Source organism: Variovorax xiamenensis, assembly GCF_050916385.1.
GTDB lineage: Bacteria > Pseudomonadota > Gammaproteobacteria > Burkholderiales > Burkholderiaceae_C > Variovorax.
On the sequence record NZ_CP139038.1, the window covers coordinates 486,301 to 510,753 of the forward strand.

Genomic DNA, 24,453 nt, shown 5'->3' on the forward strand with positions numbered 1-24,453 from the left:
TTCAGGCAAATGTTCTAAAGGGTCCGGACTCTTTCGGGGAACACCGCGGAACCGGCTTTGCCGGGCCGCAGGTGTTGCCCCCGGAAGGGGGTTGGCGGTCACACGAAGTGGGCAAGCCTGGGGGTGAGCTTTACTCTGCGGTCATGCCAGCCTTCTTGGCGACGTCGCCCAAGCGCTTGTATTCGGTCTCGGTCAGCGTCGTCAGCTCCTGAGCGGTCGAGCCGCGCGGCGAGAAGCCGGCCTGCGCCAGCTTGGCCTTCACGTCCGGCATCGCGAGCGCCTCGACGAAAGCTTCGTTCAGCGCCTTCACGACCGGCGCCGGCAGCTTCGCCGGGCCGTACACGCCGAACCACGGCTCCAGCGCGTAGCCCTTCAGGCCGGCCTCGGCCATCGTCGGCACGTCGGGCAGCGAGGGCGAGCGCGTGGGGCCCGCCACCGCCAGCGCGCGCAGCTTGCCGGCCTGGATGTGCGGCAGCGAGGCCGGCAGGTTGTCGAACATCACGCCGATGTTGTTGCCCAGCATGTCGGTGATGGCCGGGCCGCTGCCCTTGTAGGCGACGTGCACGAGATCCGTGCCGGTCATCTGCGCGAACATCACGCCGGCCAGGTTCATCGAGGTGCCGGCGCCCGCGGTGGCGTAGGGCATGCCCGGGTTCTTCTTCGCGGCGGCGATCAGGTCGGGCACCGATTTCACCGCCGAAGCCGCCGGTACTTCGAGCACGATGGTCGAGGTGCCCAGCAGGCTGATGGCGGTGAAGTCCTTGCGCGGGTCGAAGGCCATCGACTTGTAGATGTGCGGGTTCAGCGCATTGGTCGAGATCGCGCCGAAGCCGATCGTGTAGCCATCGGGCGCGGCCTTGGCCACCGCGTCCATGCCGATGTTGCCGCCCGCGCCGCCGCGGTTGTCGATCAGCACCGGCTGGCCCAGCTTCTCCGACACCTTCTGGCCCACCGTGCGCGCCACAAGGTCGGTGGTGCCGCCGGGGGTGTAGGGCACGATGAAGCGGATGGGCTTGGACGGATAGTCGGCGGCGTGCGCCAAGAAAGGTGCAGCGAGCAGGGCCACGGCCGCCGCGCGGCGTGTGAGGGTGAACACGGTCTTCATGCCTTGAATTGGTCTTTCAGACCGGCCCAGCAGTCGGCGTAGTCGGTGTCGAGCGCGGGGCTCTTGAGCGCGAAGTTCGTCGGGATGAACCGGTAGCGGCTCTCGAACATGAAGGCCAGCGTGTTGTCCAGCTTGTGCGGCTTCAGGTCGGCGTGGGTGGCCTTGTCGAAGGCTTCCTCGTCGGGGCCGTGCGGCACCATGCAGTTGTGCAGGCTGGCGCCGCCGGGCTTGAAGCCGCCCGGCTTGGCGTCGTACTCGCCCAGCACCAGGCCCATGAATTCGCTCATCAGGTTGCGGTGGAACCATGGCGGGCGGAAGGTGTTCTCCATGACCATCCAGCGCGGCGGGAAGATCACGAAGTCGCAGTTGGCCGTGCCGGGCGTGTCGCTGGGCGAGGTCAGCACGGTGAAGATCGATGGATCGGGGTGGTCGAAGCTGATCGAGCCGATCACCATGAAGTGCGCCGTGTCGTACTTCACCGGCGAGAGGTTGCCGTGCCAGGCGACCACGTTGAAGGGCGACTGCTTCATCGGCGCCTGCCAGAAGCGGCCGCCGAACTTCTTGACGATCTCGTAGCCGCCTTCTTCCGTTTCGAAGACCGCCACCGGCGCCTGGAAGTCGCGCGCGTTGGCAAGGCCGTTCGAGCCGATCGGGCCGAGCTCGGGCAGGCGGAAGTGCGCGCCGTAGTTCTCGCAGACGTAGCCGCGAGAGAGACCGTCGGGCAATGCGACCTTGAATGCCATGCCGCGCGGCAGCACGGCGATTTCGCCGGGCTTCACGTCGAGCACGCCCAGTTCGGTTGTGATGACGAGGCGGCCCTGCTGCGGCACCACCAGCATCTCGCCGTCGGCGTTGACGAAGGCGCGGCGCTCCATCGAGCGGCCCGCGAGGTACATCAGCGAACCGATGCCGACCTGCGACTCGGCATCGCCGTTGGCCGCGATGGTGCGCATGCCGTCGATGAAGTCGGCCTTCGCCGCCGACTCGTCCAGCGGCTGGGGATGCCAGCGCAGCGGCTCCGGCGGCAGCGCGACTTCGCGGTCGGCGCCGGTGGTCCACAGCGGCTGCGCGTACGGCTGGTAGCGGCCCGACACCACCGAGGGTTGGCGGCGATACAGCCAGGTGCGGCGGTTCTCGTGGCGCGGCGCGGTGAAGGCGGTGCCGGAGATCAGCTCGGTGTACAGGTCGAAGGGGCCGCGCTGCGGGTTGTTGCGGCCCTGCGGCAGTGCGCCGGGCACTGCCTCGGAGGCGTATTCGTTGCCGAAGCCGCTCTGGTAGCGCCGTTCGGAGGACGGGGTTGCTTGGGTCATGTGCTTGCTCTTTCGGGAGTCGCGATGAGGTTGGAATGTGTTCCGGGCCGGGCGAATCTGCGCTCAGCCGGCGCGCGCCGCGTCGAAGGCCTCGCGCAGCACGGTCAGCGAACCGACGTGGTTGGCCAGCACGAGCACGAGGCGCGCGTTGAAGGCGTGGCTCTCCTCCGTGGAAAGCCCCTGGTGCGCCTCGATGAGCGCTTCGTAGAAGTCGTCGGGCGCCTCGAGGTTCGGCGCGGTGATCAGGTGTTGCTGTTGTTGATGCTGCTGCATGGTGTTCACGCCTTTGCCAGTGCGCGGTCGACGGCCGCACGGATATCCGCCGCCGAAGGCTGCCGCCAGCGTGCGCACACGTGCTGGTCGGGCCGCAGCAGGTACACGGTGCCGGGCCGCGCGTCGTAGCGCTGCGTGGCGAGCTCGCTGCCCTTGGCGCCGTCCTCGACGCGCACCACGTGCAACGGCAGGTCGCTGGCCTTCAGCTCGCCGAGGCTGCGCTCGGCCGCCTCGCCCTGGCCGAACACCAGCGCGGTGAACTGCGAGACATGGCATTCGCGCAGCAGCCAGCCGGTGCTGCCGTCTGTGTGCACCACGGGTGCGTCGGCGGCGGCGGCGCCCGGCACCATCGCGCCCGAGAAGGCGTCGGCGTCCGGCGTGTTGAGCGGCGAATCGCGCAGCACCGAAGGCACCGACAGCCGCCCGCTGTTGACCAGCGTGCGCGCGAAGGCGTGGCGCTTCGTCAGCTCCAGCACCGCGTCACGGAAGAGCCGGCTCACCTCGCTCTTGGGCGTGATGAAGTCGGTCGCACGGGTGGAATTGCGGATGTTCTCGTCGGCGGCGTACTCGCGCTCGCTGGCGTAGCTGTCGAGCAGCGCCTCGGGCGCCTGGCCCTGCACCACGGCGGCGAGCTTCCAGGCGAGGTTGTCTGCGTCCTGCACGCCCGAGTTGGCGCCGCGCGCGCCGAAGGGCGAAACGCCGTGCGCCGAGTCGCCCGCGAACAGCACGCGGCCGTGGCGGAAGCGCTCCATGCGCTGGCAGGCGAAGGTGTAGACGCTGGCCCAGCCGATCTGGAACTGCACGCCCTCGAAGCCGATGCTGTCGAGCAGGGCGCGCACGCGCGGCGTGATGTTCTCGGGCTTGCGCTCTTCCACCGGGTCGGCGTCCCAGCCGAGCTGGAAGTCCACGCGCCACATGCCGTCGGCCTGCTTGTGCAGCAGCACGCTCTGGCCGGGGTGGAACGAGGGGTCGAACCAGAAGCGGCGCTCGGTGGGCAGGTGCGCGTCCATCGTGATGTCGGCGATCAGGAAGCGGTCGCGGAACACGCGGCCCTTGGCTTCCAGGCCCAGCATCTGGCGCATGTTGGAGCGCGAGCCGTCGCAGGCGGCGACGTGGCCGGCCTGCAGCCGGTAGCTGCCCTCGGGCGTTTCCACCGTCAGCACCGCGCCGTCGTCGCCCTGCTCGATGCCGGTGACCTTGTTGTTCCAGCGCAGGTCGATCAGCGGCAGCGCCGCCGCGCGTTCGACGAGGTAGCCCTCGACGTAGTACTGCTGCAGGTTGATGAAGGCCGGGCGTTCGTGGCCGGGCTCGGGAAGCAGGTCGAAGCGGTAGACCTGCTCGTCGTGGAAGAACACCTTGCCCACGTTCCACGACACGCCCTTGTCGACCATGCGGTCGCCGCAGCCCAGGCGGTCGAACACTTCCAGCGTGCGCTTGGCGAAGCAGATCGCGCGCGAGCCGCTCGAAAGGGTGTTGTCGTTGTCCAGCAGCACCACGGGCACCTGCCGCAGCGCGAGGTCGATGGCCAGCGTCAGCCCGACCGGGCCGGCGCCGACGATCACCACCGGGTGGCGCGCAGGCGTGGCCGCGTCCTGGTCGGCGTGGCGGCGGTAGTCGAAGCGCAGGCTCTGATAGTCGATCACGTACTTGTCTCCGTGTCTTTGGTCTTCTTGCTCCTCCCCGTTCGGGGAGGGCTCGCCGTGATCAGCCTTCGAGGGCCTTCCACATCTCGACGTCGCGCTCGGCCGTCCATATGCGCGGGTCGGCATGGCCCGAGGCCTCGTCGTAGGCGCGGCTCACGTCGAAGGGCATGCAGTGGTCGAAGATCACCCACTGGCTGTACTTGGGCTTGAGCTTCTCGTAGGTTTCCTTGTAGACCGCGTTCAGGTCGCGCCCGGCCTTCACGCCTGCCTGCACGCTGGCGTAGACGTCGGAGATGAAGTCGCGCGTGCCGGTGAGACCTTCGGACACGGCCTCGGGCGTGGTCAGCGCCGCGCCGCGGCCCGGCACCAGTGCCACGGGCTTGAGCGCGGCGATGTTGTCCAGCGTCTGCGGCCAGTCCTTGAAGTAGGCGTCGCCGGCGTACGGCGTGGCGCCGAACTCGACCAGGTCGCCCGACAGCAGCGTGCGCTCCTGCGGCAGCCAGACGACGGTGTCGCCCTTGGTGTGGCCGCGGCCGAGCTGGATCAGCTGCACCTCGAGCTTGCCCAGCCACAGCGTCATCTTGCCGGTGAAGGTCATGGTGGGCCAGGTCAGGCCCGGCGGCACCGTCTCGACGTTCTGGAACAGGCGCGGGAAGCGGCCGATCTCGCTGGCCTTGTCCTGCTCGCCGCGCTCGACGATCAGGTCGCGCGTGTCCTGGCTGGCCAGGATGTGCTCGGCACCGTAGCCGGCCGCGCCCAGCACGCGCACCGCGTGGTAGTGGGTGAGCACCACGTACTTGATGGGCTTGTCGGTCACCTCGCGGATGCGGCGCACCACGTCGGCCGCCATGGCGGGGGTGGCCTGGGTGTCGGCCACCAGCACGCAGTCGTCGCCGATCACGATGCCGGTGTTGGGGTCGCCTTCGGCGGTGTAGGCCCAGGCGTGTTCAGAGATCTGGCTGAAGGTGACCTTCTTCTCTTCCATGTCGGCCTGGCTGGCGAATTTCTTGGCTTGGCTCATCGGTGTCTCCGTCGGTGGGGGTGGAATCTTGAAATTCGTTTAAGTCGAACGAATTTGCAGTTAACGAATGGCCGCAGTGTAAGCCGCAGATCAGTTAATGTCTAATCCCTTCTTCATGAACGAACGACCGGAAGGCGAGGCAGGCCATGGCAGCCAGTGACAACGACCGCGCCCAGCGCGGCATCCAGAGCATCGAAGTCGGCGGCCAGCTGCTGCGCGCGCTGGTGCATCACGGCCGGCCCATGGCGCTGAAGGACCTGGCGCGCGAGGCCGACATGACGGCCGCCAAGGCGCACCCGTACATGGTCAGCTTCGGGCGCCTGGGCCTCATCGAGCAGGACCGCGCCAGCGGCCACTATCTGCTCGGCCCGCTCGCCTTGCAACTGGGCCTCATCAGCCTGCAGCAGGCCGACCCGGTGCACATCGCCACCCCGCTGATCGCCCAGCTGGCGCAGCAGATCGGCCACACCGTGGCGCTGGCCGTGTGGGGCGCGCGCGGCGCGACCATCGTGCGCACGGCCGAGTCGCCCTCGCCGGTGCACGTGAACATGCGGCACGGCACGGTTTTCTCGCTCACGAACACCGCCTCGGGCCGCGTGTTCGCCGCCTACCTCGATGCCGGCGTGGTGCGCCAGCTACTCGAGGAAGAGCGCCAGCGCCAGAAGCAGCGCAAGGGCGCCGAGCCTGCCCCGACGGCCGGCATGCCGCCGGTGCAGCCGCTGCCCTCGTGGAGCGACTTCGAGCGCCAGCTGCAGGAAGTGCGCGCGCATGGCATCAGCCGTTCCGATGGCGAGGTCATCGAAGGCGTCAGCGCCATGGCGGCGCCGGTCTTCGATCACACTGGCGCCATCGTGCTCGCGGTCACCGCCATCGGCCCGGCCGGCATCTTCGACACTGCGTGGGACGGCGAGATCTCCCGCGCGCTCAAGGCCAGCGCCGACACCGTGTCGCAGCGCCTGGGCGCCACGCCGGCGCAGGCGGCTGCAGCAGCCAATTCCCCCAGAACAGAGAGATGACGCCAGTCACACCGGATATTTCTTCTTTTCCCATTTCCTCTCCCATCCGCGCCGCCACCGAGCTGCTGGCCAATGCCCGGCGCATCGTCGTCTTTTCCGGCGCGGGCCTGTCGCGCGCCTCGGGCATTCCCACCTACCGCGATGCCGACGGCCTCTGGAAGAGCCAGAACGCGCTGCAGTTCTCGCACGCCGAGGACCTGGCGCGCGACCCTTCGGGCTTCACGAAGTTCTGGGGGCAGCGCCAGTCGGTGATCGAGTCGGCCCAGCCCAACCCGGGCCACACCGCGCTTGCGCTGCTGCAGCGGCTGCGTCCCGCCACGCGGCTGGTCACGCAGAACGTCGATGGGCTGCTCACGCTGGCCGGTGGCCAGGATGTGCTCGAGCTGCACGGCTCGCTGCGCCGTTGGCGCTGCGACCGCTGCGGCAACCGCAGCGGCCCATGGCCTTTTCACCGCTGCCTGCGCTGCGGTTCGCACGCGCGGCCCGACGTGGTGATGTTCGGCGAGATGCTCAATGCCGGCGTGCTGCTCGACGCGCAGGTGGCTGCGCAGGAGTGCGATCTGTTCATGGTGGTGGGCAGCACCGCCATCGTCTACCCGGCGGCCGAGCTGCCGCAGACGGCGCTGTCGCACGGCGCGAAGCTCATCACGCTGAATCTGGAGCCGCTGCCGCACCTGGACGACGCGGCTGCCGTGGTGCTGCGCGGTACTTCCGAAGAGCTGCTGCCGCAGCTGCTGGCGGGTGTGCCGGGCTCGAGAGGCTGAGGGGGCTCAGCCCTTCCTGCCCCCGAGCAGCACCAGCGCTCCGCCCACCACGATCACGGCCACGCCGGCCCACACCGGCAGGTTGACCGTTTCCTTCTCCTTCACCGAAAACTCCAGCGGCCCGAGCTTGGCCTGGTGGGTTTCCTTGGTGAAGCTGAAGCTGCCCATGGCCAGCGATGCGATGCCGGCCACGATCAGCAGGATGCCGACGATGCGTGTTGCGTTCATGGTGTCGATCCTCCGTCCGTTGAATGGCTACTGCCGGGGCTGCTGCGGGGCTTGCTGCTGCAGTTGATCCACCCATTGCACCACCTCGGCCACGGCCGCGTCGCTGGCCGCGATCAGCGCCTTCACGCCGCCGGGCGCGTCCGCGCTGGGCGCGGGGCGGCGCACCGTGAAGAGGCGCTGGCCCAGCACCCGGTCGCCGCCGGTCGTGGTGCGGACCAGCGTGGCGCGCAGCCGCACCAGGCCCACGCTGGCGCTCGCGGATTCGAAGTAGTGGCTGAACTCGTCCAGCGAGATGCGCAGCGTGTCCGGCGTTTCGCCCCGGCCGCGCGAGATGGTGGCGGCCTCTTCCGGGCCGAGCACCATGCGGCGTTCCGAGAGCGTGTCGCGCAGCCGCTGGCGCAGCAGCTGCGAGGGCGGCAGGCTCCAGCGCGACTGGCCGTAGGGCCGCAGCTCGTTGGCATCGGCATAGCCCAGGCGGTAGAGGATCTGCGTGCCTTCCAGGCGCGTATTGCTCTCGAACTCGGCCAGCGAAAGCGTGGGAAGGCTGGCCGGGGCACTCGCCGCGGCGGGCATCGCCGGGCCGGGGCCGAAGTCGTAGAGCGTGGTGCGCGCGGGCTTGTCGGGCAGCGCGCCGCAGCCGGCGGCCAGCAGCAGGGCGCAGCCGAGCGCGATGGCGGCAGGGGTCTTGCGAATGGCGTTCATGGTCGGTGATCCTCCCGCGTTTCGAGTCCAGTCAGGGCCGCGTCGCCGCCGGCGCGTGGAAGCCCGGCTCGCCCGGGCCCGCGGCCGCGCCGCCGTTGCCGAACAGCAGCGATTGCGGGTTGTCGTTGATGCTGTCCGCCGCGCGGCCCAGCCGGCGCACGGCGTGCGAGGTGTCGTCGGCCACGCGGTTCACGCGCGGCAGCGTGGCGGCGTTGAACGAATCCACGGCCTGCGCCAGCGCCTTGGTGCCGTCGCTCAGTCGCTCGACCGGGCCGTCGGGCGCGTTCAGGCGGCCCACCGTGGTGTTGAAGTTGTTGGCCACGCGAGAGACGTCGCCGGCGGCCTTCTTCACCGAGGCCATGGTGTCGGGCAGCTTCGTCAGCGCGGGGTTCAGGCCGGTCTTCACCGTGTTGTCCAGCGTCTTGAGCAGCGTGTTGGCGCTGGCCGAGGCGGCCGCGATGTTCTCCAGCGCATCGGCGGCGCGCTTCTGGTTGGGGTCGCTCAGCAGCTGGTTGGCGCGCTTGGTCACTTCCTCGACCTGGTTGATGATGGCCTCGCCGCGGTCCTGCAGCTGCGCCAGCACCGAGGGCTTGAGCGGAATGCGCGGCGGGTCGTCGTTGTCCGGCTTGAGCGAGACGGTCGATTCGCCCTTGTCGTCCAGCGCGATGAAGGCCAGGCCGGTCACGCCCTGGTAGCTCAGCGTGGCGAAGCTGGAGGTGGTGAGCGGCACGCGCTCGTCGACCGTGATGCGCACCCGCACGTTGCCCTTGACCTTCGGGTCGAAGTCGATCGACGCCACCTTGCCCACCGCGATGCCGCGGTAGCGCACCATGGCCTGCGGCTGCAGGCCGCTGACGGCGTCGCGCGTGGAGAGTTCGTAGATGTTGCGCACGGTGCTGTCGCGCGTGAACCAGACCACCAGCGCGACGAGCGCGGCGATCAGTCCGAGCACGAAGGCTCCGGCGGCGATGGCGTGGGCCTTGTTTTCCATGGTGCCTACCTACCTTTCAGCGGCCCCCTCGGGGGCCGGCTTGTCATGCAGCGCTTCGAGGGCGCGCTGGCCGCGCCCGCCGAGAAAGTATTCGTGGATGAAGGGATGCGGGTACGCGATGACCTCGCGCGCCGCGCCGGTGACGATCACCTTCTGGTCGGCCAGCACCGCGATGCGGGTGCTCAGGTCGAACAGCGTGTCCAGGTCGTGCGTGACCATCACCACCGTGAGGCCCAGCTCGCGGTGCAGGCCGCGCAGCAGGTCGCAGAAGCTGTCGGAGGCCTCGGGGTCGAGGCCGGCCGTGGGCTCGTCCAGCAGCAGCAGCGGCGGGTCCATGATGAGCGCGCGCGCCAGCGCCACGCGCTTGATCATGCCGCCCGAAAGATCGGCCGGGCTCTTGTTGGCATGTTGCGGGCCCAGGCCCACCATCTGCAGCTTGACCAGCGCCGCGTGGCGGATGAGTTCGTCGGGCAGCAGCTTCAGCTCGCGCAGCGGAAAGGCTATGTTCTCCAGCACGCTGAAGGCCGAGAACAACGCGCCGTGCTGGAACAGCATGCCCACGTTGGCCGCGCCCGATGCGCTGAGCTCGCCGGGTTCCTGGCCCAGCACTTCGACATGTCCGCGCGTCGGTTTCTCCAGCCCGAGGATCTGCCGCAGCAGCACCGTCTTGCCCGTGCCCGAGCCGCCCACCAGCGAGAGCACCTCGCCGCGGTCGATGTGCAGCTGCAGGTCGCGATGCACCACCTGCTCGCCGTCGGCGCTCTGGAACACGGTCCACAGGCCGCGGATGTCTACCACGGTGGCGTCGGTGTCGGGGCGCACGGGCATGCTCATCCGACTGCTCCATTTCGCCAGAGAGGCGCGCGATCCGGGAACACCGCATGGCCGAGGCCAGGGACACCGCGGAACCGGCTTTGCCGGGCCGCGGGTGTCGCCCCCGGCGAGGGGGTTGGCGAAGCGACACGAAGTGCGCGAAGACTGGGGGAGTACGTCATGTTCACGCCCGGAAGCCGATGCCCTTGAAGAGCACGGCGAAGAGGGCGTCGACCAGGATCACGGCCGTGATCGAGGTGACCACCGACGAAGTGGTGCCGCGCCCCAGGCTCTCGGTGTTCGGCTTCACCTTCATGCCGAAGTGGCAGCCGATTAGCGCGATCAGGATGCCGAACACCGCCGACTTGGCCATGGCCAGCCACAGGTTCGAGATCGGCACCGCGCGCGGCAGCGCCGAGAGGAAATAGGCCGGCGAGATGTCGAGCGCCGCGTCGGCCGCCAGCATGCCGCCCGCGAGCGCGGCCATCGAGGTCCACAGGCTGATCAGCGGCATCGCGATGGCCAGCGCCAGCACGCGCGGCATCACCAGGCGGAAACCGTGCGGGATGCCCATCACGCGCATGGCGTCGAGTTCTTCCGTCACGCGCATCACGCCGATCTGCGCGGTGATGGCGGAGCCCGATCGGCCGGCGATCAGCACGGCCGCCAGCACCGGCCCCAGCTCGCGGATCAGCGAGAGGCCGAGGATGTTCACCACGAAGGTCTCGGCGCCGTACTGGCGAAGCTGCTGCGAGATCAGGTAGGCCAGCACCACGCCGATCAGCAGGCCGACCAGCGCCGTGATGTGCAGCGCCGTCGCGCCGAACTGATAGAGGTGCCCCGAGAAGTCGCGCCACGGCCCGCGGTGCGGCGCGCGCGCCAGCCGGCACAGGTCGAGCGCGAGCTGGCCGATCAGCGCGGTGAAGTCGCGCATCACGTACATGGCACGCGGCCCGTTGTGCGAAAACGCCCGGATGCGGTCGTTCAGGGAGGGCGAGGGCTCGTCGGGCGTGGCGACGGTGTATTGCGCCACCTGGTCGAGCACGGCCTTGTGCTGCGGCGACAGCTCGATGGTGGCGGGCCACTCGTGGCGCCAGTGCTCCCACAGGAGCTGCGCGCCGATGTGATCGAGCTGCTCGATGGGGCGCAGGTCCCAGGCGCGGTCGTCGGCGGGCGGGGCCGCCTTCAGGCTCTCGGCCAGCGCCTGCCAGGCCGGCTTGGACGACATCGCCAGCGTGGTCCAGCGGCCGCTGGCCACCGTCCACCGGCGGCCTTCCTGCTCACGTTGCCCGACGCGGGGCCACGCGCTGTCGGCGGCGGAGGCGTCGGCAGGCGATGGGGCGGGAGACATGGCTGGATGAAAAATGAGGCGGGTGAGCGGGAAAGTTAACAAAACCCGGTCCGGGTGCGCGCATCGTAACCGCGTGCATCCGGAGTCAAGGTGAGCCAGACCCTTCGTTTGCGTAGGGCACCACGCCGTTTCTTCATGTTTTCTTCAGGGCGCGAAGCCATCGGACAGGGCTTCGCGCAGCCAGCCCACGAATGCGGTCACCGCCTGCGGCACGTGCGTGGCGTAGGGCCGGATTGCATACAGGCGCTCGCCGAAGGCCCCCACCGAGCGCCACTGCGGCAGCACCTGCTGCAGCTTGCCCGACTGCAGCGCCGCCTGCGCGCTGAAGTCGGGCACCAGCGCGATGCCCAGGCCGCTGAGCGCCGCGTCGCGCAGCGCCTCGCTGTTGTTGGCGACCAGCGGGCCCGACACCGGCACCGTGATGCGCGGCGCCGAGGCCTTGGTCTCGAAATGCCAGGTCGGTGTTTCCTGCGCGCGCGGGTAGTGCAGGCAGTCGTGGCCGGCCAGCGCCTGGGGCTCGCGCGGCGTGCCGCGGCGGCGCAGATAGGCGCGGCTGGCCACCAGCACCGAGCGGGTTTCGCACAGCGTCCAGGCCACGTGCGTGTCGGGCGGCGCGGCCGTGTGGCGGATGGCAAGGTCGAAGCCTTCCATCGCGAGCGAGCTGAGCCGGTCCGACAGGTCGAGTTCGATGCGCACCTCGGGCTGCGCGCGCAGGAAGTCGGCCAGCCTGGGCACCAGCTGCTGGCGTGCGAAGGCCACCGGCGCCGTCACCCGCACCAGCCCGCGCGGCACGCCCGCGAGGTCGCGCACGCCGGCGAAGCTGTGGGCGATCTGCTCGAAGGGCGCGCGCATGTCCTCCACCAGCCGCTGGCCGGCCTCGGTGAGCCGCACGCTGCGCGTTGTGCGCTGCACCAATGGCGCGCCGGCGGCGCGCTCGAGCTCAGCGATGCGCTGGCTCATGGCCGCCTTGCTCACGCCCAGGCGCAGCGCGGCGGCGGTGAAGCTGCCCTGTTGCGCCAGCACCGTGAGCCAGTGCAGGTGCGTCCAGAGCGACTCGATATTTTGGGGTTTCATGGTTCGATTGTTCGTTATTTTGAACAATAAGTTCAGTCTTCGTGACTAGGCGAGGAACAACGCGCTGCCTAAACTGGCCGCACTCTTCCTTCGGACACAGCCTCTTTCAGGGTTCTCCCCATGCCTACTTCCATCGACCACTTCATCGGCGGCAAGCTCGTCGCCAACACCTCCGGCCGCACGCAGGACGTGACCAACCCCGCCACCGGCGCCGTCACCGGCAAGGCCGGCCTGGCCGACGCCGCGCAGGTCGACGCCGCCGTTGCCGCCGCGCAGGCCGCCTTCCCGGCCTGGGCCGACACGCCGCCGATCCGCCGCGCGCGCGTGATGTTCAAGTTCCTGCAGCTGCTCAACGAGCACAAGGACGAGCTGGCCCACATGATCACCGCCGAGCACGGCAAGGTCTTCACCGACGCGCAGGGCGAAGTCAGCCGCGGCATCGACATCGTCGAGTTCGCATGCGGCATCCCGCAGCTGCTCAAGGGCGACTTCACCGACCAGGTGAGCACCGGCATCGACAACTGGACGCTGCGCCAGCCCCTGGGCGTGGTCGCCGGCATCACGCCCTTCAACTTCCCGGTGATGGTGCCGATGTGGATGTTCCCGGTGGCCATCGCCGCGGGCAACACCTTCGTGCTCAAGCCCAGCCCGACCGACCCGACGCCCTCGCTGCGCATGGCCGAACTGCTGAAGGAAGCCGGCCTGCCCGACGGCGTGTTCAACGTGGTGCAGGGCGACAAGGCCGCCGTCGACGCGCTGCTGGAGCACCCCGACGTCAAGGCCGTCAGCTTCGTCGGTTCCACGCCCATCGCCAACTACATCTACGAGACCGGCGCCCGCCACGGCAAGCGTGTGCAGGCCCTGGGCGGCGCGAAGAACCACATGGTGGTGCTGCCCGACGCCGACATCGACCAGACGGTCGACGCGCTGATCGGCGCCGGCTACGGCTCGGCCGGCGAACGCTGCATGGCCATCAGCGTGGCGGTGCTGGTGGGCGACGTGGCCGACAAGATCATCCCCAAGCTCATCGAGCGCACGAAGACGCTGAAGGTGCTCAACGGCGAGAACCTCGCGGCCGAGATGGGCCCGATCGTCACCCGCGCCGCGCACGAGCGCATCACCGGCTACATCGCGCAAGGCGAGAAGGAAGGCGCGAAGCTGCTCGTGGACGGCCGCAAGTTCGACGGCAACACCGCGGGCGAAGGCTGCGGCGACGGCTTCTGGATGGGCGGCACGCTCTTCGACCACGTCACGCCCGAGATGCGCATCTACAAGGAAGAAATCTTCGGCCCGGTGCTCAGCTGCGTGCGCGTGGCCAACTTCAAGGACGCGATCGACCTCGTCAACGCCCATGAGTTCGGCAACGGCGTGAGCTGCTTCACCCGCGACGGCAACGTGGCGCGCGAATTCAGCCGCCGCATCCAGGTGGGCATGGTCGGCATCAACGTGCCGATCCCGGTGCCCATGGCCTGGCACGGCTTCGGCGGCTGGAAGCGATCGCTCTTCGGCGACATGCACGCCTACGGCGAAGAGGGCGTGCGCTTCTACACGAAGCAGAAGTCGGTCATGCAGCGCTGGCCGGAGAGCATCGGCAAGGGTGCCGAGTTCGTCATGCCTACGGCAAAGTAGCATGCAGGGCGGCGCGAGGGGCGCCGCTTTTTTTGTCGAAAAACCCGTCGAACAGAACAAAGAGAGACAAGGCAGCACGCCATGAGCGACACCCAATTCGACTACATCGTCATCGGCGCCGGCACCGCCGGCTCGCTCATGGCGAACCGCCTGAGCGCCGACAAGAACCGGCGCGTGCTGCTCATCGAGGCGGGCCGCAAGGACGACTACCACTGGATCCACATCCCGGTCGGCTACCTGTACTGCATCGGCAATCCGCGCACCGACTGGCTCTACAGCACCGAGCCCGACGCCGGCCTCAACGGCCGCGTGCTGCGCTATCCGCGCGGCAAGACGCTGGGCGGCTGCTCCAGCATCAACGGCATGATCTACATGCGCGGCCAGTCGCGCGACTACGAGCACTGGGCCGACCTCACCGGCGACGAAGGCTGGCGCTGGCAGAACGTGCTGCCGGCCTTCAGGAAGCACGAGGACCACTACCTGGGCGCCGACGAGATGCACGGCGCGGGCGGCGAGTGGCGCGTCGAGAAGCAGCGCCTGCGCTGGGACATCCTCGACGCATTCGCCGAAGCGGCGGTGCAGGCCGGCGTGCCGCACTCCACCGATTTCAATCGCGGCAACAACGAGGGCGTGGGCTACTTCCAGGTCAACCAGAAGAACGGCTGGCGCTGGAACACCGCCAAGGCCTTCCTGCGCCCGACCTGCTACGGCAGGCCCAACTTCGAGCTCTGGACCGGCGCGCAGGTCTCGCGCCTGCTCTTCGAGACGCAGCCCGACGGCACGCGCCGCTGCACCGGCGTCGAGGTGTGGAACGGCACCGAGAAGGTCACGGCGCTGGCTACGCGCGAAGTGGTGCTGAGCGCGGGCGCCATCGGCTCGCCGCAGATCCTGCAGCTCTCGGGCGTGGGCCCGGCCGAGTTGCTGAAGCAGCACGGCGTCGACGTGGTGATCGACGCGCCCGGCGTGGGCGCAAACCTGCAGGACCACCTGCAGATCCGCGCGGTCTACAAGATCTCGGGCGCGCCCACGCTCAACGTGATGGCCTCGTCGATGATCGGCAAGGCGAAGATCGGCCTCGAATACGTGCTCAAGCGCAGCGGCCCGATGAGCATGGCGCCCTCGCAGCTCGGCGCCTTTACGCGCAGCTCGCCCGATCGCGAATGGCCCAACTTGCAGTACCACGTGCAGCCGCTGTCGCTCGACGCCTTCGGCGATCCGCTGCACAGCTTTCCGGCCTTCACCGCGAGCGTGTGCAACCTCAATCCGACGAGCCGGGGCTCGGTGCGCATCCGCAGCAACCGCTTCGAGGACGCGCCGGCCATCGCGCCCAACTACCTGAGCACCGATGAAGACCGCAAGGTGGCGGCCGAGTCGCTGCGCGTCACGCGCCGCATCGCCGAGCAGCCCGCGCTCGCGAAATACAAGCCGCAGGAATGGAAGCCCGGCGTGCAGTACCAGACCGACGAAGACCTGGCGCGGCTGGCCGGCGATATCGCCACCACCATCTTCCATCCGGTGGGCACCACCAAGATGGGCGCCGACAACGATCCGACCGCGGTGCTCGATTCGCGCCTGCGCGTGCGCGGCGTGAAGGGGCTGCGCGTGGTGGATGCTGGCGCGATGCCCACCATCACCAGCGGCAACACCAACAGCCCGACGCTCATGATGGCCGAGAAGGCCGCGGGCTGGATCGTCGAAGACAACCGCTGAGCGGCGCGACTATCGGCGCCGCGCGGGCGGCCTCGGCGCGTCCGCCGGCGGGTTCTCCATCGCCGCGCGGCGGCGTGCGGCCGGCGCATTGCCCGCCATGCGCGCCTTCGCGCCTTCGAGCATGAGATCGACGCCGATCTCGAAGAGCGCGTCGGGCCCGGCCCGGCGGTAGTTGGCGAAGGCTTCGGCCAGCAGCGGCCGTGAGGCTGCGGCGGCGTCGAGCACCTGCTGCTGCTCGGCCGCGTCGGGCGGCGTCGCCTGCTGTTCCAGCACGCAGCCCACGGTGTAGCGGCCCAGCGCGATCAGCAGCGTCATCGCCTGCGGCGCCGGCAGGCCCAGGCGGACCACGGAAGCGAGTTGTTCCTCGACCATGTCGAGGTCGGCCGGATCGGGCTCGGAGCCCGCATGCAGCCGCGCGCCGTCGCGCCGCGCCAGCAGCGCCCGGCGGAAGCTGCGCGCGTTCTCGCGCAGGAAGGCGTCCCAGGTCTCGCCGGGCTGCGGCAGCTTGCGCTCGTGCACGCGGCGCAGGATCTCGCCGTTCATCGCGTCGAGCAGTGCGCGCTTGTTCCTGAAATGCCAGTACAGCGCGGGCTGCTGCACGCCGAGCCGCTCCGCCAGCAGCCGTGTGCTGAGCTTGTCCATTCCAACCTCGTCGAGCAGCGCGAGCGCCGTCTCGAGGATCACTTCGCGGTCCAGTTTCATTCCGATGTGCGTGCCGATGTCGACCGGGGAGGGTACTTCACAGCCTGGAATTTATCGCTGATAATTCCTTATCAATGATAAATTACAACACACTCCCAACCCCTTTCGCGAGCGGCCGCCATGCGCATGCCGTGATCCTCGCGATCGTCACGCTCGACGCGATCGGCATCAGCCTGGTCATGCCGATCGTGCCGAGCCTGCTGCGCGAGGTCGGCCACACCGGCGACCTCGGCTGGCGCTTCGGCGCATTTCTTTCGCTCTACGCGCTGATGCAGTTCCTCTGCGCACCGGTGCTCGGCGCGCTCAGCGACCGTTTCGGCCGCCGTCCGGTGCTGCTGGTGTCGGTGGCGGGCGCCGCAATCGACGCGCTCTTCATGGCCTTCGCGCCGTCGCTGTGGCTGCTGTTCGTGGGCCGCGCGATCGCCGGCATGACGGGCGCGAACATGGCGGTGGCCTCCGCCGCCATCGCCGACCTCACGCCCGAGAACCAGCGCGCGCGCTGGTTCGGCCGCATGGGCGCCTGCTTCGGCATCGGCTTCATCGCGGGGCCGGCGCTGGGCGGCGTGCTCGGCGACCACGGCGTGCGGCTGCCGTTCATTGCCGCTGCGGTGCTCAACGGACTGACCTTCCTCGCGGCCTTGCTGCTGCTGCGCGAATCGCGCCCGCCGAGGCTCGCTTCGCAGCCCTTCGATCGCGGCGTGCTGCATCCGCTCGCGCCGCTGCGCTGGGCGAAGAGCTTCCCGGCGCTGCTGCCGATCCTCGGTGTGTTCACGGTGTTGATGCTGGTGGGCGAGGTCGCGGGCACGACCTGGGTGCTCTACGGCGAGGACAAGTTCGCCTGGAACGGCACCATGGTCGGCGTCTCGCTCGCGGTCTTCGGACTGATCCAGGCGCTGATGCAGGGCTTCGTGGCGGGTCCGCTGGTCGAGCGATGGGGCGAGCGCGCTGCCATCGCCATCGGCACCGCGGCCGACTGCACCGCCTACGCGCTGCTGGCTTTCGCTACGCAGGGCTGGATGGCGCTCGCGCTGCTGCCGCTCCTGTGCACGGGCGGCATCGGAGCGCCCGCGATGCAGTCGATGCTCTCGGCCCGCGTGGGCGAGGCAGAGCAGGGGCGGCTGCAGGGCGTGCTCGCGAGCCTGTCCAGCCTGGCCTCGGTGTTCGGGCCGCTGCTCATCAGCCAGCTCTACTTCGCCTTCCGCGTGCGCTTTCCCGGCATCGTGTGGCTGGCAGGTGCGGTGGTCTACCTGCTGTGCATGCCGGTGCTGCTGCGCAGGCGCGAAGCGCGCGGCTGAAGAAGCATCACTTCTCTATCGTCTTGTTCCAGCGCGCGTTCCAAGCCGGGCGGTTCGCGTTGATGCTTTCCCAGTCGATGGTCACGGCCGTCTTCATCCACTTGTTGATGTCGGCCACCTGCGCCACGCCGTCGCCCACCACCGGCGCCTTCGGGTTGGTCGGGATCTGGGCGCCGTACTGCAGCACGTTGGCTTGAGCCAGCGGGCTCAGCAGGAACTCGGCGAGCTTCTGCGACAGCTCGGGCTCGGTGTTGTTGGCGATCACGCACTGGCCCACCATGAGCACCACCGCGCCTTCCTTGGGCGGCGCGTACTCGACCGGGATGCCCTTGCTCTTCATCGCCGCCACGGCCGTGGGCGTCAGCGGGAAGATCGCCGCCTCGCCGGTCTGCACCATCTCCGAGAGCTTGGCCGAGCTCGGGATGTACTCCAGCACGTTCGGCCCGATGGAGGTGGGCCAGGCCTTGAAGCCGGGCTCCACGTTCTTGTCGTTGCCGCCCTGGATGCGGTTGAACATCAGGAAGCCGTGCAGCCCGAAGGAAGACGACGACATCGACTGGAACACCACCTTGCCCTTGTACTTCGGGTCGGCCAGGTCCATCCACGAGGTGGGCGCGGCCCAGCCCTTCTCCTTGAACATCTTGGCGTTGTAGGCCAGGCCCGTCATGCCCAGGCTCACGCCGCTGGCCATGTCGTCCTTGAAGCGCGCGGCCGGGTAGATCTCGGAGAGCGACTGGCTGGGCTTCTGCTTCTGGCACAGGCCCATGCCGATGGCGCGAACCATCACGCCGTCGTCGAGGAACATCACGTGTATCTGCGGCCTGTCCTTGTTGGCCTGCGCCTTCGCGAGGATGTCGGAGGAAGTGCCGGGCACCACCACCACCTTCGCGCCGTAGGCCTTCTCGAAGGCGGGGAAGACGTACTGCGTATACGCCTTCTCCATCGTGCCGCCGTTCATGCCGATGTAGAGGGTCTTGGTCTGCGCACCGGCGATGCCGGCGGCCGCGAGCAGCGCGGCCAGGAGCGGGAGGGTTCTGATCGTGGACTTCGGGGACATGGCGATGCTCTCCATTCAGGTTCAGGTGTGGGAAACGGTGAGGGACTCTTCTGTTTTCTCGTCGTCGAATCGCCCGATGGCGAAGGCGTCGATGGGCGTCTCGGTGCGCCCGTCGCGCGCGAGGTCGGCCAGCACCTCGCCGGCGGCCGGGCCGATCTGGAAGCCCGCGCCCGCGAAGCCGAAGCCGTGGAACAGCCCGGGCGTGGTGCGGCTGGGGCCCAGCACCGGTTCGCGGTCGGTCAGGTAGCCCTCGGTGCCGCCCCAGGTGCGGATGATGTGCGCATGGCGCAGCACCGGCAGAAGCTCCACCGCCTGCACCGCGAGCGTGGCGATGCCGTCGCGTTCGGCGCGCGAGCGTTCGGCATCCAGCGTGATGCCCGTGCCGCCGCCCAGCACCACGTTGCCGCGCTCGACCTGCCGGCAGTAGATGCCGCCGCCTTCGACGCCGAGGCTCCATTTCATGAAGCGCGGCACCGGCTCGGTCACTGCCATCAGCGGGCTGCGCGCAAACATCGGCGGCGTCTCGCCGAACTGGCTCGCAATGGCGCCGGCCCATGCGCCCGCGCAGTTGAGCAGCACCGGCGCCTGCACCTCGAGCGCATTGCCGCTGCGCACCATGAACATGGCGCCGTCGTGCGCCACTTCGTCGACCTTGTGGCGCTCGAAGACCTGCGCGCCCGCGCGCTGCGCCGCGAGTGCGAAGGCCGGGGACACCAGTCGCGGATTGGCCTGCCCGTCTTCCGCGCACAGCGAGCCGCCCACCGCGCGCGTGCCGAGCCAAGGGCACTGCTCGCGAAGCCGCGCGCCGGAGATCAGCTCCAGGCCCAGGTCGAAGTCGCTGCTCAGCGCGCGGTAGCGTTCGAGCGAGGCCATGTCCGATTCGCTGCGCGCGATCTTGAAATGGCCCGAACGGATGTATTCGCCGTCGGTGCCCAGCAGCCCGGCCAGGTCGCCCCAGATGCGGTGTGCGCGCTGCGCCAGCGGCAGCTGGCTCACCGGCCGGCCCTGGCGGCGCACGCCGCCGTAGTTCACGCCGCTGGAACGCGAGCCGCAGAGGTCGCGCTCCAGCAGCACCACGCCGAGGCCCATGCGGCGCAGGGCCAGCGCGGCGGAAGAGCCGACGATGCCGCCGCCGACGATGGCGACATCGGTGCGCAGCTTCTTGATCGAACTCATGCGCCGCTCCCTTCGACCGGCACGAGCCTGATCGGAATCGGCTTGATCGGCGCCTGCCCGCGCAGCCGGCCCACCTGTTGCAGCGGCTGCCGCGTCGCGTGCGCGAGGATTTCGGCAGCGGCCGCGCCGCACATGCGGCCCTGGCAGCGGCCCATGCCGACGCGCGACAGGGCCTTGAGGCGGTTCATCTCGTCGGCGCCGGTGCTGGCGATGGTCTGGCGCAGCGTGCCGGCGGTGACGTTCTCGCAGCGGCAGATGACGAGGTCGTCGCTCGCGTTCTCCGCCCAGTCCTGCGGCACGGGGAAGGCGCGTTCGAGGCCCCGGCGGAAGCCTGCGAGCTTGTCGAGCTTGTGTTCGAGCCCGGATGCGCGCGCCGTGTCGATGGCGATGCCCGCGTCCTGCAGCAGTGCCAGCGCAGCGCGCTCGCCCGCCCACTCGGCCGCGTCCGCGCCCATGATGCCGGCGCCGTCACCCGCGAGGTACACGCCCTCCACGCTGGAGCGCCCCGCCGCGTCGCGCACCGGAAGGTGTGCGCGATGCAGCGGCGCGTAGTCGAAGCGGCAGCCGAGCAGGTCGGCCAGTTGCGTCTCGGAGCGCAGCGCGTAGCCGAAGCCCACCGCATCGCAATCGATCGTGCGTTCGGTCTCGCCGTCGAGCCAGGCCACGCCGGTGACGCGGCCCTGCGCCTCGTCGCCGAGCACGCGCAGCGGACGCACGCCGCCATGCAGCGCAATGCCGTGCGCGCGCAGCCAGCCCACGTAGTACATGCCCTTGGCGAGCACGGCAGGCTGCGCCAGCATCGCGGGCGCGGCGGCGACCTGGTCGGCGAGACGCGCGGTGTCGAGCACCGCGGCCACGTTCACGCCGGCCTTCGCATATTGATAGGCCACCAGGTAGAGCAGCGGCCCCGTGCCCATGAACACCACGCGGCGCCCGATGGCGCAGCCCTGGAACTTGAGCGCGACCTGCGCGCCGCCCAGCGTGTAGACGCCCGGCAGCGTCCAGCCCGGCACGGGCAGCACGCGGTCGGTGGCGCCGGTCGCGACGATCAGGTGGCTGTAGGGCACGCGGCGGTTGCCGCGCGTGGGGTTGTGCATCACGTCGAGCACCTGGTCCTGCGCGTTCCACGCGAGGCTGTCGGGGTGGTGCTCGATGCGGCCCTGCAGCGCGTCGAAGGCGGCGTGCACCGCGTCGGCACGCTTCGACTCGAAGCCGTAGAGCGTCTGCTTGTCGCGCGCGGCCAGGCTCGGAGGAGGCCGGCGGTAGATCTGGCCGCCGGCGCGCGAGGCCTCGTCGATCACCACGGGCTTCAGGCCGTGCGCCACCAGCGTCTGGGCCGCGCGCACTCCGGCCGGACCGGCACCGACGATCACGGGGCGGATTTCGCTCGGCGCCGTCATGCGCCATCCCTTCCGGTGACCAGCGCCATGCCCGGTGCGATGAAGGTCGAGCAGGCGCGAAAGCGCTCGCCCTCGCTGGTGGAGATCCAGCAGTCCTGGCAGGCGCCCATCATGCAGAAGCCCGCGCGCGGCAGGCCGCTGAACTCGTTGCGGCGCAACTGGCCGCACTGCGTGAGCACGGCGGTCAGCACGGTGTCGCCGGCCAGCGCGCTCGCGGGCACGCCGTCGAGCGTGAAGGGCACGGCCTCGCGGCCGGTCTTCTCGGCCACGCGATGCAGCAATGCGTGTGCGGTCATGGTCGTCTTCATCTATCTGCGCCCCACCAGGACGCGGTCGAGCCCGTACACGCGGTCGAGCAGCACCATCGCGAAGGCCGTCACCACCACCATCAGCGCAGACACGGCGGCCATCAGCGGGTCGATGGACTCCGTCGCATACATGTACATGCGCACCGGCAGCGTGACCGTGCTCGGCGAGGTGACGAAGATCGACATCGTCACTTCGTCGAAGCTGTTGATGAACGACAGCATCCAGCCGCCCGTCACGCCCGGCAGGATCATCGGCAGCGTGATGCGGCGGAACACCGTGGCCTGGCTCGCGCCCAGCGAGAGCGCGGCCTGCTCGGCGCTGCGGTCGAAGCCCACCAGCGCAGCCACCACCAGGCGCAGCGTGTAGGGCGTGACGATCAGCGCGTGCGCCAGCACCAGCCAGCCGAAGCTGCCCGCCCCGCCCACCAGCGAGAACAGGCGCAGCAGCGCCACGCCCAGCACCAGGTGCGGCACGATCAGCGGCGAGAGGAACAGGCCGTTGAGAAAGTTGCGCCCCGGAAACTCGTAGCGCGTGATCGCCATGCCGGCCGGCACCGCGAGCAGCGTGGCGATGGTGGCCGAGCTCAGCGCGAGCCACAGGCTGTTCCAGAACGACTGCATGAAATCGGGGTGCGCGAACACCGCCTCGAACCAGCGCAGCGAGAAATGCGTGGTCGGAATGGTCAGCGTGTTCTCGGGCGTGAACGCCACCACGCACACCACCACCAGCGGTGCCAGCATGAAGACGATGACGAGCGCGTTGAACGCGAGGGCGATGGGGCCGTTCTTGCTCATCGGTTCACCCCAATGCCTTCTTGTAGCGGCCTTCTACCAGCCGGTTGTAGCTCAGCATCACCGCGAGATTGGCGACGAGCAGCACCAGTGCCACCGCCGCGCCCAGCGGCCAGTTGAGCTCGCTCAGGTATTCGTCGTAGACGATGGTCGCGACCATCTTCAGCCGCCGTCCGCCCAGCAGGCCCGGAATGGCGAACGAACTCGCGGCCAGGCCGAACACGATCAGGCTGCCCGAGAGAATGCCCGGCATCACCTGCGGCAGCACGATGCGCCGCAGCGTGGTGAAGGGCGTGGCGTTGAGCGAGAGGGCGGCGTTCTCCACGCCGGGGTCGAGCTTCTGCAGCGAAGTCCACACCGGGATCACCATGAAGGGCAGCATCACGTGCACCAGCGCGATGACCACCGCCGCGTTGGTGTAGAGGATCTTCACGGGGCCGATGCCCACGAGCTGCAGCAGCGCGTTCACCGCGCCCTCGGGGCCCAGCAGCATGCTCCAGCCGAAGGCGCGCACCACCACCGACACCAGCAGCGGCGCGAGCACCACCAGCAGAAGCGCCGAGCGCCAGGGGTTGCGCATGCGGCTGAGCACATAGGCCTCGGGCGCGCCGACCAGCACGCAGATCAGCGTGACCAGCGCGGAGACCCAGAAGGTGCGCCAGAAGATGCCGAGGTAGTAGGAGTCGGAGAACACCAGCGCGTAGTGCGCGAGCGTGAACTCGCCCGACTTCGGCCCGGTGGCCGGGTCGTACACGTTGAACGACAGCACTGCCGTGAGCCCGAGCGGCACCACGAGCAGCACCGTGAACAGCAGCAGCGCGGGGCCGGAGAGCCACCACGCGGTGGCCTTGCTCTTCGATGCGCTCATGCTGCAACGGCCTTGTCTTCCGCCGGCAGCAGCCGCATGCAGTGCGCCGGCCAGTCGATGCCGGTGCGGCTGCCTTCCGCGAGAGCCTCGCGCCCGTCGTTGGGGCTCAGCACCATGAGCTCGCCCACCGCGGTCGCCACGCGGTAGAGCCACTGGCTGCCGAGGAAGAAGCGCTCCAGCACCTCGCCGTCGATGCGGCCCCGGCCCGGCGCCACCAGCTGCAGCTTCTCGGGCCGCACGCTCAGCAGCGCGGCGGCGTCGACGCTGAAGCCCGTGTCGTCCACGTCGAGCGAGAGCGCGCCGACCTCCACGCAGGTACGCTCCGCGCCGCTGCCCGACACGCGGCAGTCCAGCAGGTTGGCCTTGCCCACGAAGGTGGAGATGAAGCGCGTGCTCGGGTGCTCGTACACGCGCTGCGGATGGTCGATCTGCGTGGCACGCCCGCCTTCCATCACCACCACGCGGTCGCTGATCGACATGGCTTCGCTCTGGTCGTGCGTGACCATCACCGTGGTGGTGCCGACCTTGCGCTGGATCTGGCGCAGCTCGAACTGCATCTCCTCGCGCAGCTTGGCGTCGAGGTTGGACAGCGGCTCGTCCAGCAGCAGCACCGGCGGCTCAATGACGAGCGCGCGCGCCAGCGCCACGCGCTGCCGCTGGCCGCCCGAAAGCTCGCGCGGGTAGCGCGCGGCGTGCTGGTCCAGATGCACCAGCGCCAGCGCCTGCTTCACCCGTTCGGTGCGCTCGGCCTTGGGCATCCTGCGCATCTCCAGGCCGAAGCTCACGTTGTCGGCCACCGTCATGTGCGGGAAGAGGGCGTAGGTCTGGAACACGATGCCCAGCCCACGCGAGTTGGCCTTGGCGTGCGTGATGTCCTTGCCCGCGAGCTCGATGCGGCCGCTGCTGACGGCCTCGAAGCCCGCGATCATCTGCAGCGTGGTCGTCTTGCCGCAGCCCGAGGGGCCGAGCAGCGAGACGAACTCGCCCTTTTCCACCGAGAGATTCATGGCCGACACCGCGCGGGTGGCGCCATAGAACTTGGTCACGTCGGTGAGCTGTAGGAATGACATGGAACGGGCCTTTCTTCGGGGGCGAAAAAGATGGCTTCGGGCACCTTGCCTCGGCTTGGTGCGGGCCATGGACAGCTTGCTGTTCTTGATTCACTCTATTGCAACGATTGCGCCAGATCGCCTCGGGTATTCCATTAATCAGAATATTTCTTCAA

Annotated in this window: 24 protein-coding genes; 5 read left to right on the top strand and 19 right to left on the bottom strand. The window is 69.2% G+C overall.

Translation table 11 applies throughout. From position 1 onward, the window contains the following. Positions 1–130: 130 nt before the first annotated feature. The 5 genes from SFB74_RS02090 to SFB74_RS02110 all read right to left on the bottom strand — a co-directional run bounded on the left by SFB74_RS02090 (position 131) and on the right by SFB74_RS02110 (position 5,352). The gene (locus tag SFB74_RS02090; RefSeq protein ID WP_432729008.1) at positions 131–1,105 is read right to left on the bottom strand and encodes a Bug family tripartite tricarboxylate transporter substrate binding protein; all 975 of its coding nucleotides are present in this window, start codon (positions 1,103–1,105) and stop codon (positions 131–133) included. Next, positions 1,102–2,415, bottom strand: a complete 1,314-nt coding sequence (hmgA, locus tag SFB74_RS02095) for a homogentisate 1,2-dioxygenase (RefSeq protein WP_432729009.1) — start codon at positions 2,413–2,415, stop codon at positions 1,102–1,104. Before hmgA ends, SFB74_RS02090 begins: the two co-directional genes overlap by 4 nt. Before the next feature lie 63 nt (positions 2,416–2,478). Continuing rightward, positions 2,479–2,688, bottom strand: coding sequence for a DUF2783 domain-containing protein (locus SFB74_RS02100; RefSeq protein ID WP_432729010.1), 210 nt, complete (start codon positions 2,686–2,688; stop codon positions 2,479–2,481). Between the two features lie 5 nt (positions 2,689–2,693). Next, complete coding sequence (locus SFB74_RS02105; protein WP_432729011.1) at positions 2,694–4,331, bottom strand: FAD-dependent oxidoreductase; 1,638 nt, start codon at positions 4,329–4,331, stop codon at positions 2,694–2,696. 61 nt (positions 4,332–4,392) lie between these two features. After that, positions 4,393–5,352 (bottom strand): MBL fold metallo-hydrolase, encoded by a 960-nt coding sequence (locus SFB74_RS02110; RefSeq protein ID WP_093206905.1) that lies wholly within the window; start codon positions 5,350–5,352, stop codon positions 4,393–4,395. Positions 5,353–5,498: 146 nt separating this feature from the next. On the opposite strand from SFB74_RS02110, the gene SFB74_RS02115 reads away from it, so the two are divergent. Together SFB74_RS02115 and SFB74_RS02120 are read left to right on the top strand one after the other, a co-directional pair. Next, the gene (locus SFB74_RS02115) at positions 5,499–6,368 is read left to right on the top strand and encodes an IclR family transcriptional regulator (RefSeq protein WP_432729012.1); all 870 of its coding nucleotides are present in this window, start codon (positions 5,499–5,501) and stop codon (positions 6,366–6,368) included. Then, entirely contained in the window at positions 6,365–7,132 is a 768-nt protein-coding gene (locus tag SFB74_RS02120; RefSeq protein ID WP_432729013.1) for an SIR2 family NAD-dependent protein deacylase, read from the top strand. Before SFB74_RS02115 ends, SFB74_RS02120 begins: the two co-directional genes overlap by 4 nt. A 6-nt stretch (positions 7,133–7,138) precedes the next feature. Here the strand turns inward: SFB74_RS02120 and SFB74_RS02125 are convergent, their stop codons facing one another. The 6 genes from SFB74_RS02125 to SFB74_RS02150 form a co-directional block, all read right to left on the bottom strand. Continuing rightward, entirely contained in the window at positions 7,139–7,360 is a 222-nt protein-coding gene (locus SFB74_RS02125) for a hypothetical protein (RefSeq protein WP_432729014.1), read from the bottom strand. Positions 7,361–7,387: 27 nt separating this feature from the next. Next, positions 7,388–8,062 (bottom strand): ABC-type transport auxiliary lipoprotein family protein, encoded by a 675-nt coding sequence (locus SFB74_RS02130; RefSeq protein ID WP_432729015.1) that lies wholly within the window; start codon positions 8,060–8,062, stop codon positions 7,388–7,390. Positions 8,063–8,093: 31 nt separating this feature from the next. After that, entirely contained in the window at positions 8,094–9,053 is a 960-nt protein-coding gene (locus tag SFB74_RS02135) for an MlaD family protein (RefSeq protein ID WP_432729016.1), read from the bottom strand. 9 nt (positions 9,054–9,062) lie between these two features. Continuing rightward, entirely contained in the window at positions 9,063–9,887 is an 825-nt protein-coding gene (locus tag SFB74_RS02140; RefSeq protein WP_432729017.1) for an ABC transporter ATP-binding protein, read from the bottom strand. Between the two features lie 163 nt (positions 9,888–10,050). Further along, positions 10,051–11,217, bottom strand: coding sequence for an MlaE family ABC transporter permease (locus SFB74_RS02145; RefSeq protein WP_432729018.1), 1,167 nt, complete (start codon positions 11,215–11,217; stop codon positions 10,051–10,053). 144 nt (positions 11,218–11,361) lie between these two features. Further along, a complete protein-coding gene (locus SFB74_RS02150) occupies positions 11,362–12,291 on the bottom strand; it encodes a LysR family transcriptional regulator (RefSeq protein WP_432729019.1) in 930 nt (309 codons plus the stop codon). 120 nt (positions 12,292–12,411) lie between these two features. On the opposite strand from SFB74_RS02150, the gene SFB74_RS02155 reads away from it, so the two are divergent. Together SFB74_RS02155 and SFB74_RS02160 are read left to right on the top strand one after the other, a co-directional pair. Next, entirely contained in the window at positions 12,412–13,920 is a 1,509-nt protein-coding gene (locus SFB74_RS02155; protein WP_432729020.1) for a CoA-acylating methylmalonate-semialdehyde dehydrogenase, read from the top strand. Positions 13,921–14,001: 81 nt separating this feature from the next. Beyond that, positions 14,002–15,630 (top strand): GMC family oxidoreductase, encoded by a 1,629-nt coding sequence (locus SFB74_RS02160; RefSeq protein ID WP_432729021.1) that lies wholly within the window; start codon positions 14,002–14,004, stop codon positions 15,628–15,630. 9 nt (positions 15,631–15,639) lie between these two features. Here the strand turns inward: SFB74_RS02160 and tetR are convergent, their stop codons facing one another. After that, positions 15,640–16,332: a tetracycline resistance transcriptional repressor TetR gene (tetR, locus tag SFB74_RS02165; RefSeq protein ID WP_432729022.1), complete on the bottom strand. Its 693-nt coding sequence runs from the start codon at positions 16,330–16,332 to the stop codon at positions 15,640–15,642. Between the two features lie 74 nt (positions 16,333–16,406). Between tetR and tet the strand changes: the two genes are divergently transcribed. Further along, a complete protein-coding gene (gene tet, locus SFB74_RS02170; RefSeq protein ID WP_432729023.1) occupies positions 16,407–17,627 on the top strand; it encodes a Tet(A)/Tet(B)/Tet(C) family tetracycline efflux MFS transporter in 1,221 nt (406 codons plus the stop codon). Positions 17,628–17,634: 7 nt separating this feature from the next. Here tet and SFB74_RS02175 read toward each other — a convergent pair whose 3' ends face one another. The 7 genes from SFB74_RS02175 to SFB74_RS02205 are packed head-to-tail and all read right to left on the bottom strand — an operon-like array spanning position 17,635 to position 24,298. Further along, entirely contained in the window at positions 17,635–18,684 is a 1,050-nt protein-coding gene (locus SFB74_RS02175) for an ABC transporter substrate-binding protein (RefSeq protein ID WP_432729025.1), read from the bottom strand. Positions 18,685–18,705: 21 nt separating this feature from the next. Beyond that, complete coding sequence (locus SFB74_RS02180; RefSeq protein ID WP_432729026.1) at positions 18,706–19,860, bottom strand: NAD(P)/FAD-dependent oxidoreductase; 1,155 nt, start codon at positions 19,858–19,860, stop codon at positions 18,706–18,708. Beyond that, positions 19,857–21,260, bottom strand: coding sequence for an FAD-dependent oxidoreductase (locus SFB74_RS02185; RefSeq protein WP_432729027.1), 1,404 nt, complete (start codon positions 21,258–21,260; stop codon positions 19,857–19,859). Before SFB74_RS02185 ends, SFB74_RS02180 begins: the two co-directional genes overlap by 4 nt. After that, the gene (locus tag SFB74_RS02190) at positions 21,257–21,556 is read right to left on the bottom strand and encodes a (2Fe-2S)-binding protein (RefSeq protein ID WP_432729028.1); all 300 of its coding nucleotides are present in this window, start codon (positions 21,554–21,556) and stop codon (positions 21,257–21,259) included. The genes SFB74_RS02185 and SFB74_RS02190 overlap by 4 nt, the downstream gene beginning before the upstream one ends. 12 nt (positions 21,557–21,568) lie before the next feature. Next, positions 21,569–22,363, bottom strand: a complete 795-nt coding sequence (locus SFB74_RS02195) for an ABC transporter permease (protein WP_432729029.1) — start codon at positions 22,361–22,363, stop codon at positions 21,569–21,571. Between the two features lie 4 nt (positions 22,364–22,367). After that, positions 22,368–23,228 carry an ABC transporter permease gene (locus SFB74_RS02200; protein WP_432729031.1) on the bottom strand — a complete coding sequence of 287 codons (861 nt, stop codon included), beginning with the start codon at positions 23,226–23,228 and terminating at the stop codon, positions 22,368–22,370. Beyond that, positions 23,225–24,298 carry an ABC transporter ATP-binding protein gene (locus SFB74_RS02205; protein ID WP_432729033.1) on the bottom strand — a complete coding sequence of 358 codons (1,074 nt, stop codon included), beginning with the start codon at positions 24,296–24,298 and terminating at the stop codon, positions 23,225–23,227. The genes SFB74_RS02200 and SFB74_RS02205 overlap by 4 nt, the downstream gene beginning before the upstream one ends. Between the last annotated feature and the right edge of the window lie 155 nt (positions 24,299–24,453).

What these genes read in the sequence shown, in the direction of transcription:
- SFB74_RS02100 (WP_432729010.1), bottom strand. Translation starts at nt 2,688, where the DNA reads ATGCAGCAGCATCAACAACAGCAACACCTGATCACCGCGCCGAACCTC.
- SFB74_RS02090 (WP_432729008.1), bottom strand. Translation starts at nt 1,105, where the DNA reads ATGAAGACCGTGTTCACCCTCACACGCCGCGCGGCGGCCGTGGCCCTG.
- SFB74_RS02130 (WP_432729015.1), bottom strand. Translation starts at nt 8,062, where the DNA reads ATGAACGCCATTCGCAAGACCCCTGCCGCCATCGCGCTCGGCTGCGCC.
- tetR (WP_432729022.1), bottom strand. Translation starts at nt 16,332, where the DNA reads ATGAAACTGGACCGCGAAGTGATCCTCGAGACGGCGCTCGCGCTGCTC.
- SFB74_RS02155 (WP_432729020.1), top strand. Translation starts at nt 12,412, where the DNA reads ATGCCTACTTCCATCGACCACTTCATCGGCGGCAAGCTCGTCGCCAAC.
- hmgA (WP_432729009.1), bottom strand. Translation starts at nt 2,415, where the DNA reads ATGACCCAAGCAACCCCGTCCTCCGAACGGCGCTACCAGAGCGGCTTC.
- SFB74_RS02175 (WP_432729025.1), bottom strand. Translation starts at nt 18,684, where the DNA reads ATGTCCCCGAAGTCCACGATCAGAACCCTCCCGCTCCTGGCCGCGCTG.
- SFB74_RS02205 (WP_432729033.1), bottom strand. Translation starts at nt 24,298, where the DNA reads ATGTCATTCCTACAGCTCACCGACGTGACCAAGTTCTATGGCGCCACC.
- SFB74_RS02140 (WP_432729017.1), bottom strand. Translation starts at nt 9,887, where the DNA reads ATGAGCATGCCCGTGCGCCCCGACACCGACGCCACCGTGGTAGACATC.
- SFB74_RS02110 (WP_093206905.1), bottom strand. Translation starts at nt 5,352, where the DNA reads ATGAGCCAAGCCAAGAAATTCGCCAGCCAGGCCGACATGGAAGAGAAG.
- SFB74_RS02120 (WP_432729013.1), top strand. Translation starts at nt 6,365, where the DNA reads ATGACGCCAGTCACACCGGATATTTCTTCTTTTCCCATTTCCTCTCCC.
- SFB74_RS02180 (WP_432729026.1), bottom strand. Translation starts at nt 19,860, where the DNA reads ATGAGTTCGATCAAGAAGCTGCGCACCGATGTCGCCATCGTCGGCGGC.
- SFB74_RS02145 (WP_432729018.1), bottom strand. Translation starts at nt 11,217, where the DNA reads ATGTCTCCCGCCCCATCGCCTGCCGACGCCTCCGCCGCCGACAGCGCG.
- SFB74_RS02150 (WP_432729019.1), bottom strand. Translation starts at nt 12,291, where the DNA reads ATGAAACCCCAAAATATCGAGTCGCTCTGGACGCACCTGCACTGGCTC.
- SFB74_RS02125 (WP_432729014.1), bottom strand. Translation starts at nt 7,360, where the DNA reads ATGAACGCAACACGCATCGTCGGCATCCTGCTGATCGTGGCCGGCATC.
- SFB74_RS02115 (WP_432729012.1), top strand. Translation starts at nt 5,499, where the DNA reads ATGGCAGCCAGTGACAACGACCGCGCCCAGCGCGGCATCCAGAGCATC.
- SFB74_RS02185 (WP_432729027.1), bottom strand. Translation starts at nt 21,260, where the DNA reads ATGACGGCGCCGAGCGAAATCCGCCCCGTGATCGTCGGTGCCGGTCCG.
- SFB74_RS02135 (WP_432729016.1), bottom strand. Translation starts at nt 9,053, where the DNA reads ATGGAAAACAAGGCCCACGCCATCGCCGCCGGAGCCTTCGTGCTCGGA.
- SFB74_RS02195 (WP_432729029.1), bottom strand. Translation starts at nt 22,363, where the DNA reads ATGAGCAAGAACGGCCCCATCGCCCTCGCGTTCAACGCGCTCGTCATC.
- tet (WP_432729023.1), top strand. Translation starts at nt 16,407, where the DNA reads ATGATAAATTACAACACACTCCCAACCCCTTTCGCGAGCGGCCGCCAT.
- SFB74_RS02200 (WP_432729031.1), bottom strand. Translation starts at nt 23,228, where the DNA reads ATGAGCGCATCGAAGAGCAAGGCCACCGCGTGGTGGCTCTCCGGCCCC.
- SFB74_RS02190 (WP_432729028.1), bottom strand. Translation starts at nt 21,556, where the DNA reads ATGACCGCACACGCATTGCTGCATCGCGTGGCCGAGAAGACCGGCCGC.
- SFB74_RS02160 (WP_432729021.1), top strand. Translation starts at nt 14,002, where the DNA reads ATGAGCGACACCCAATTCGACTACATCGTCATCGGCGCCGGCACCGCC.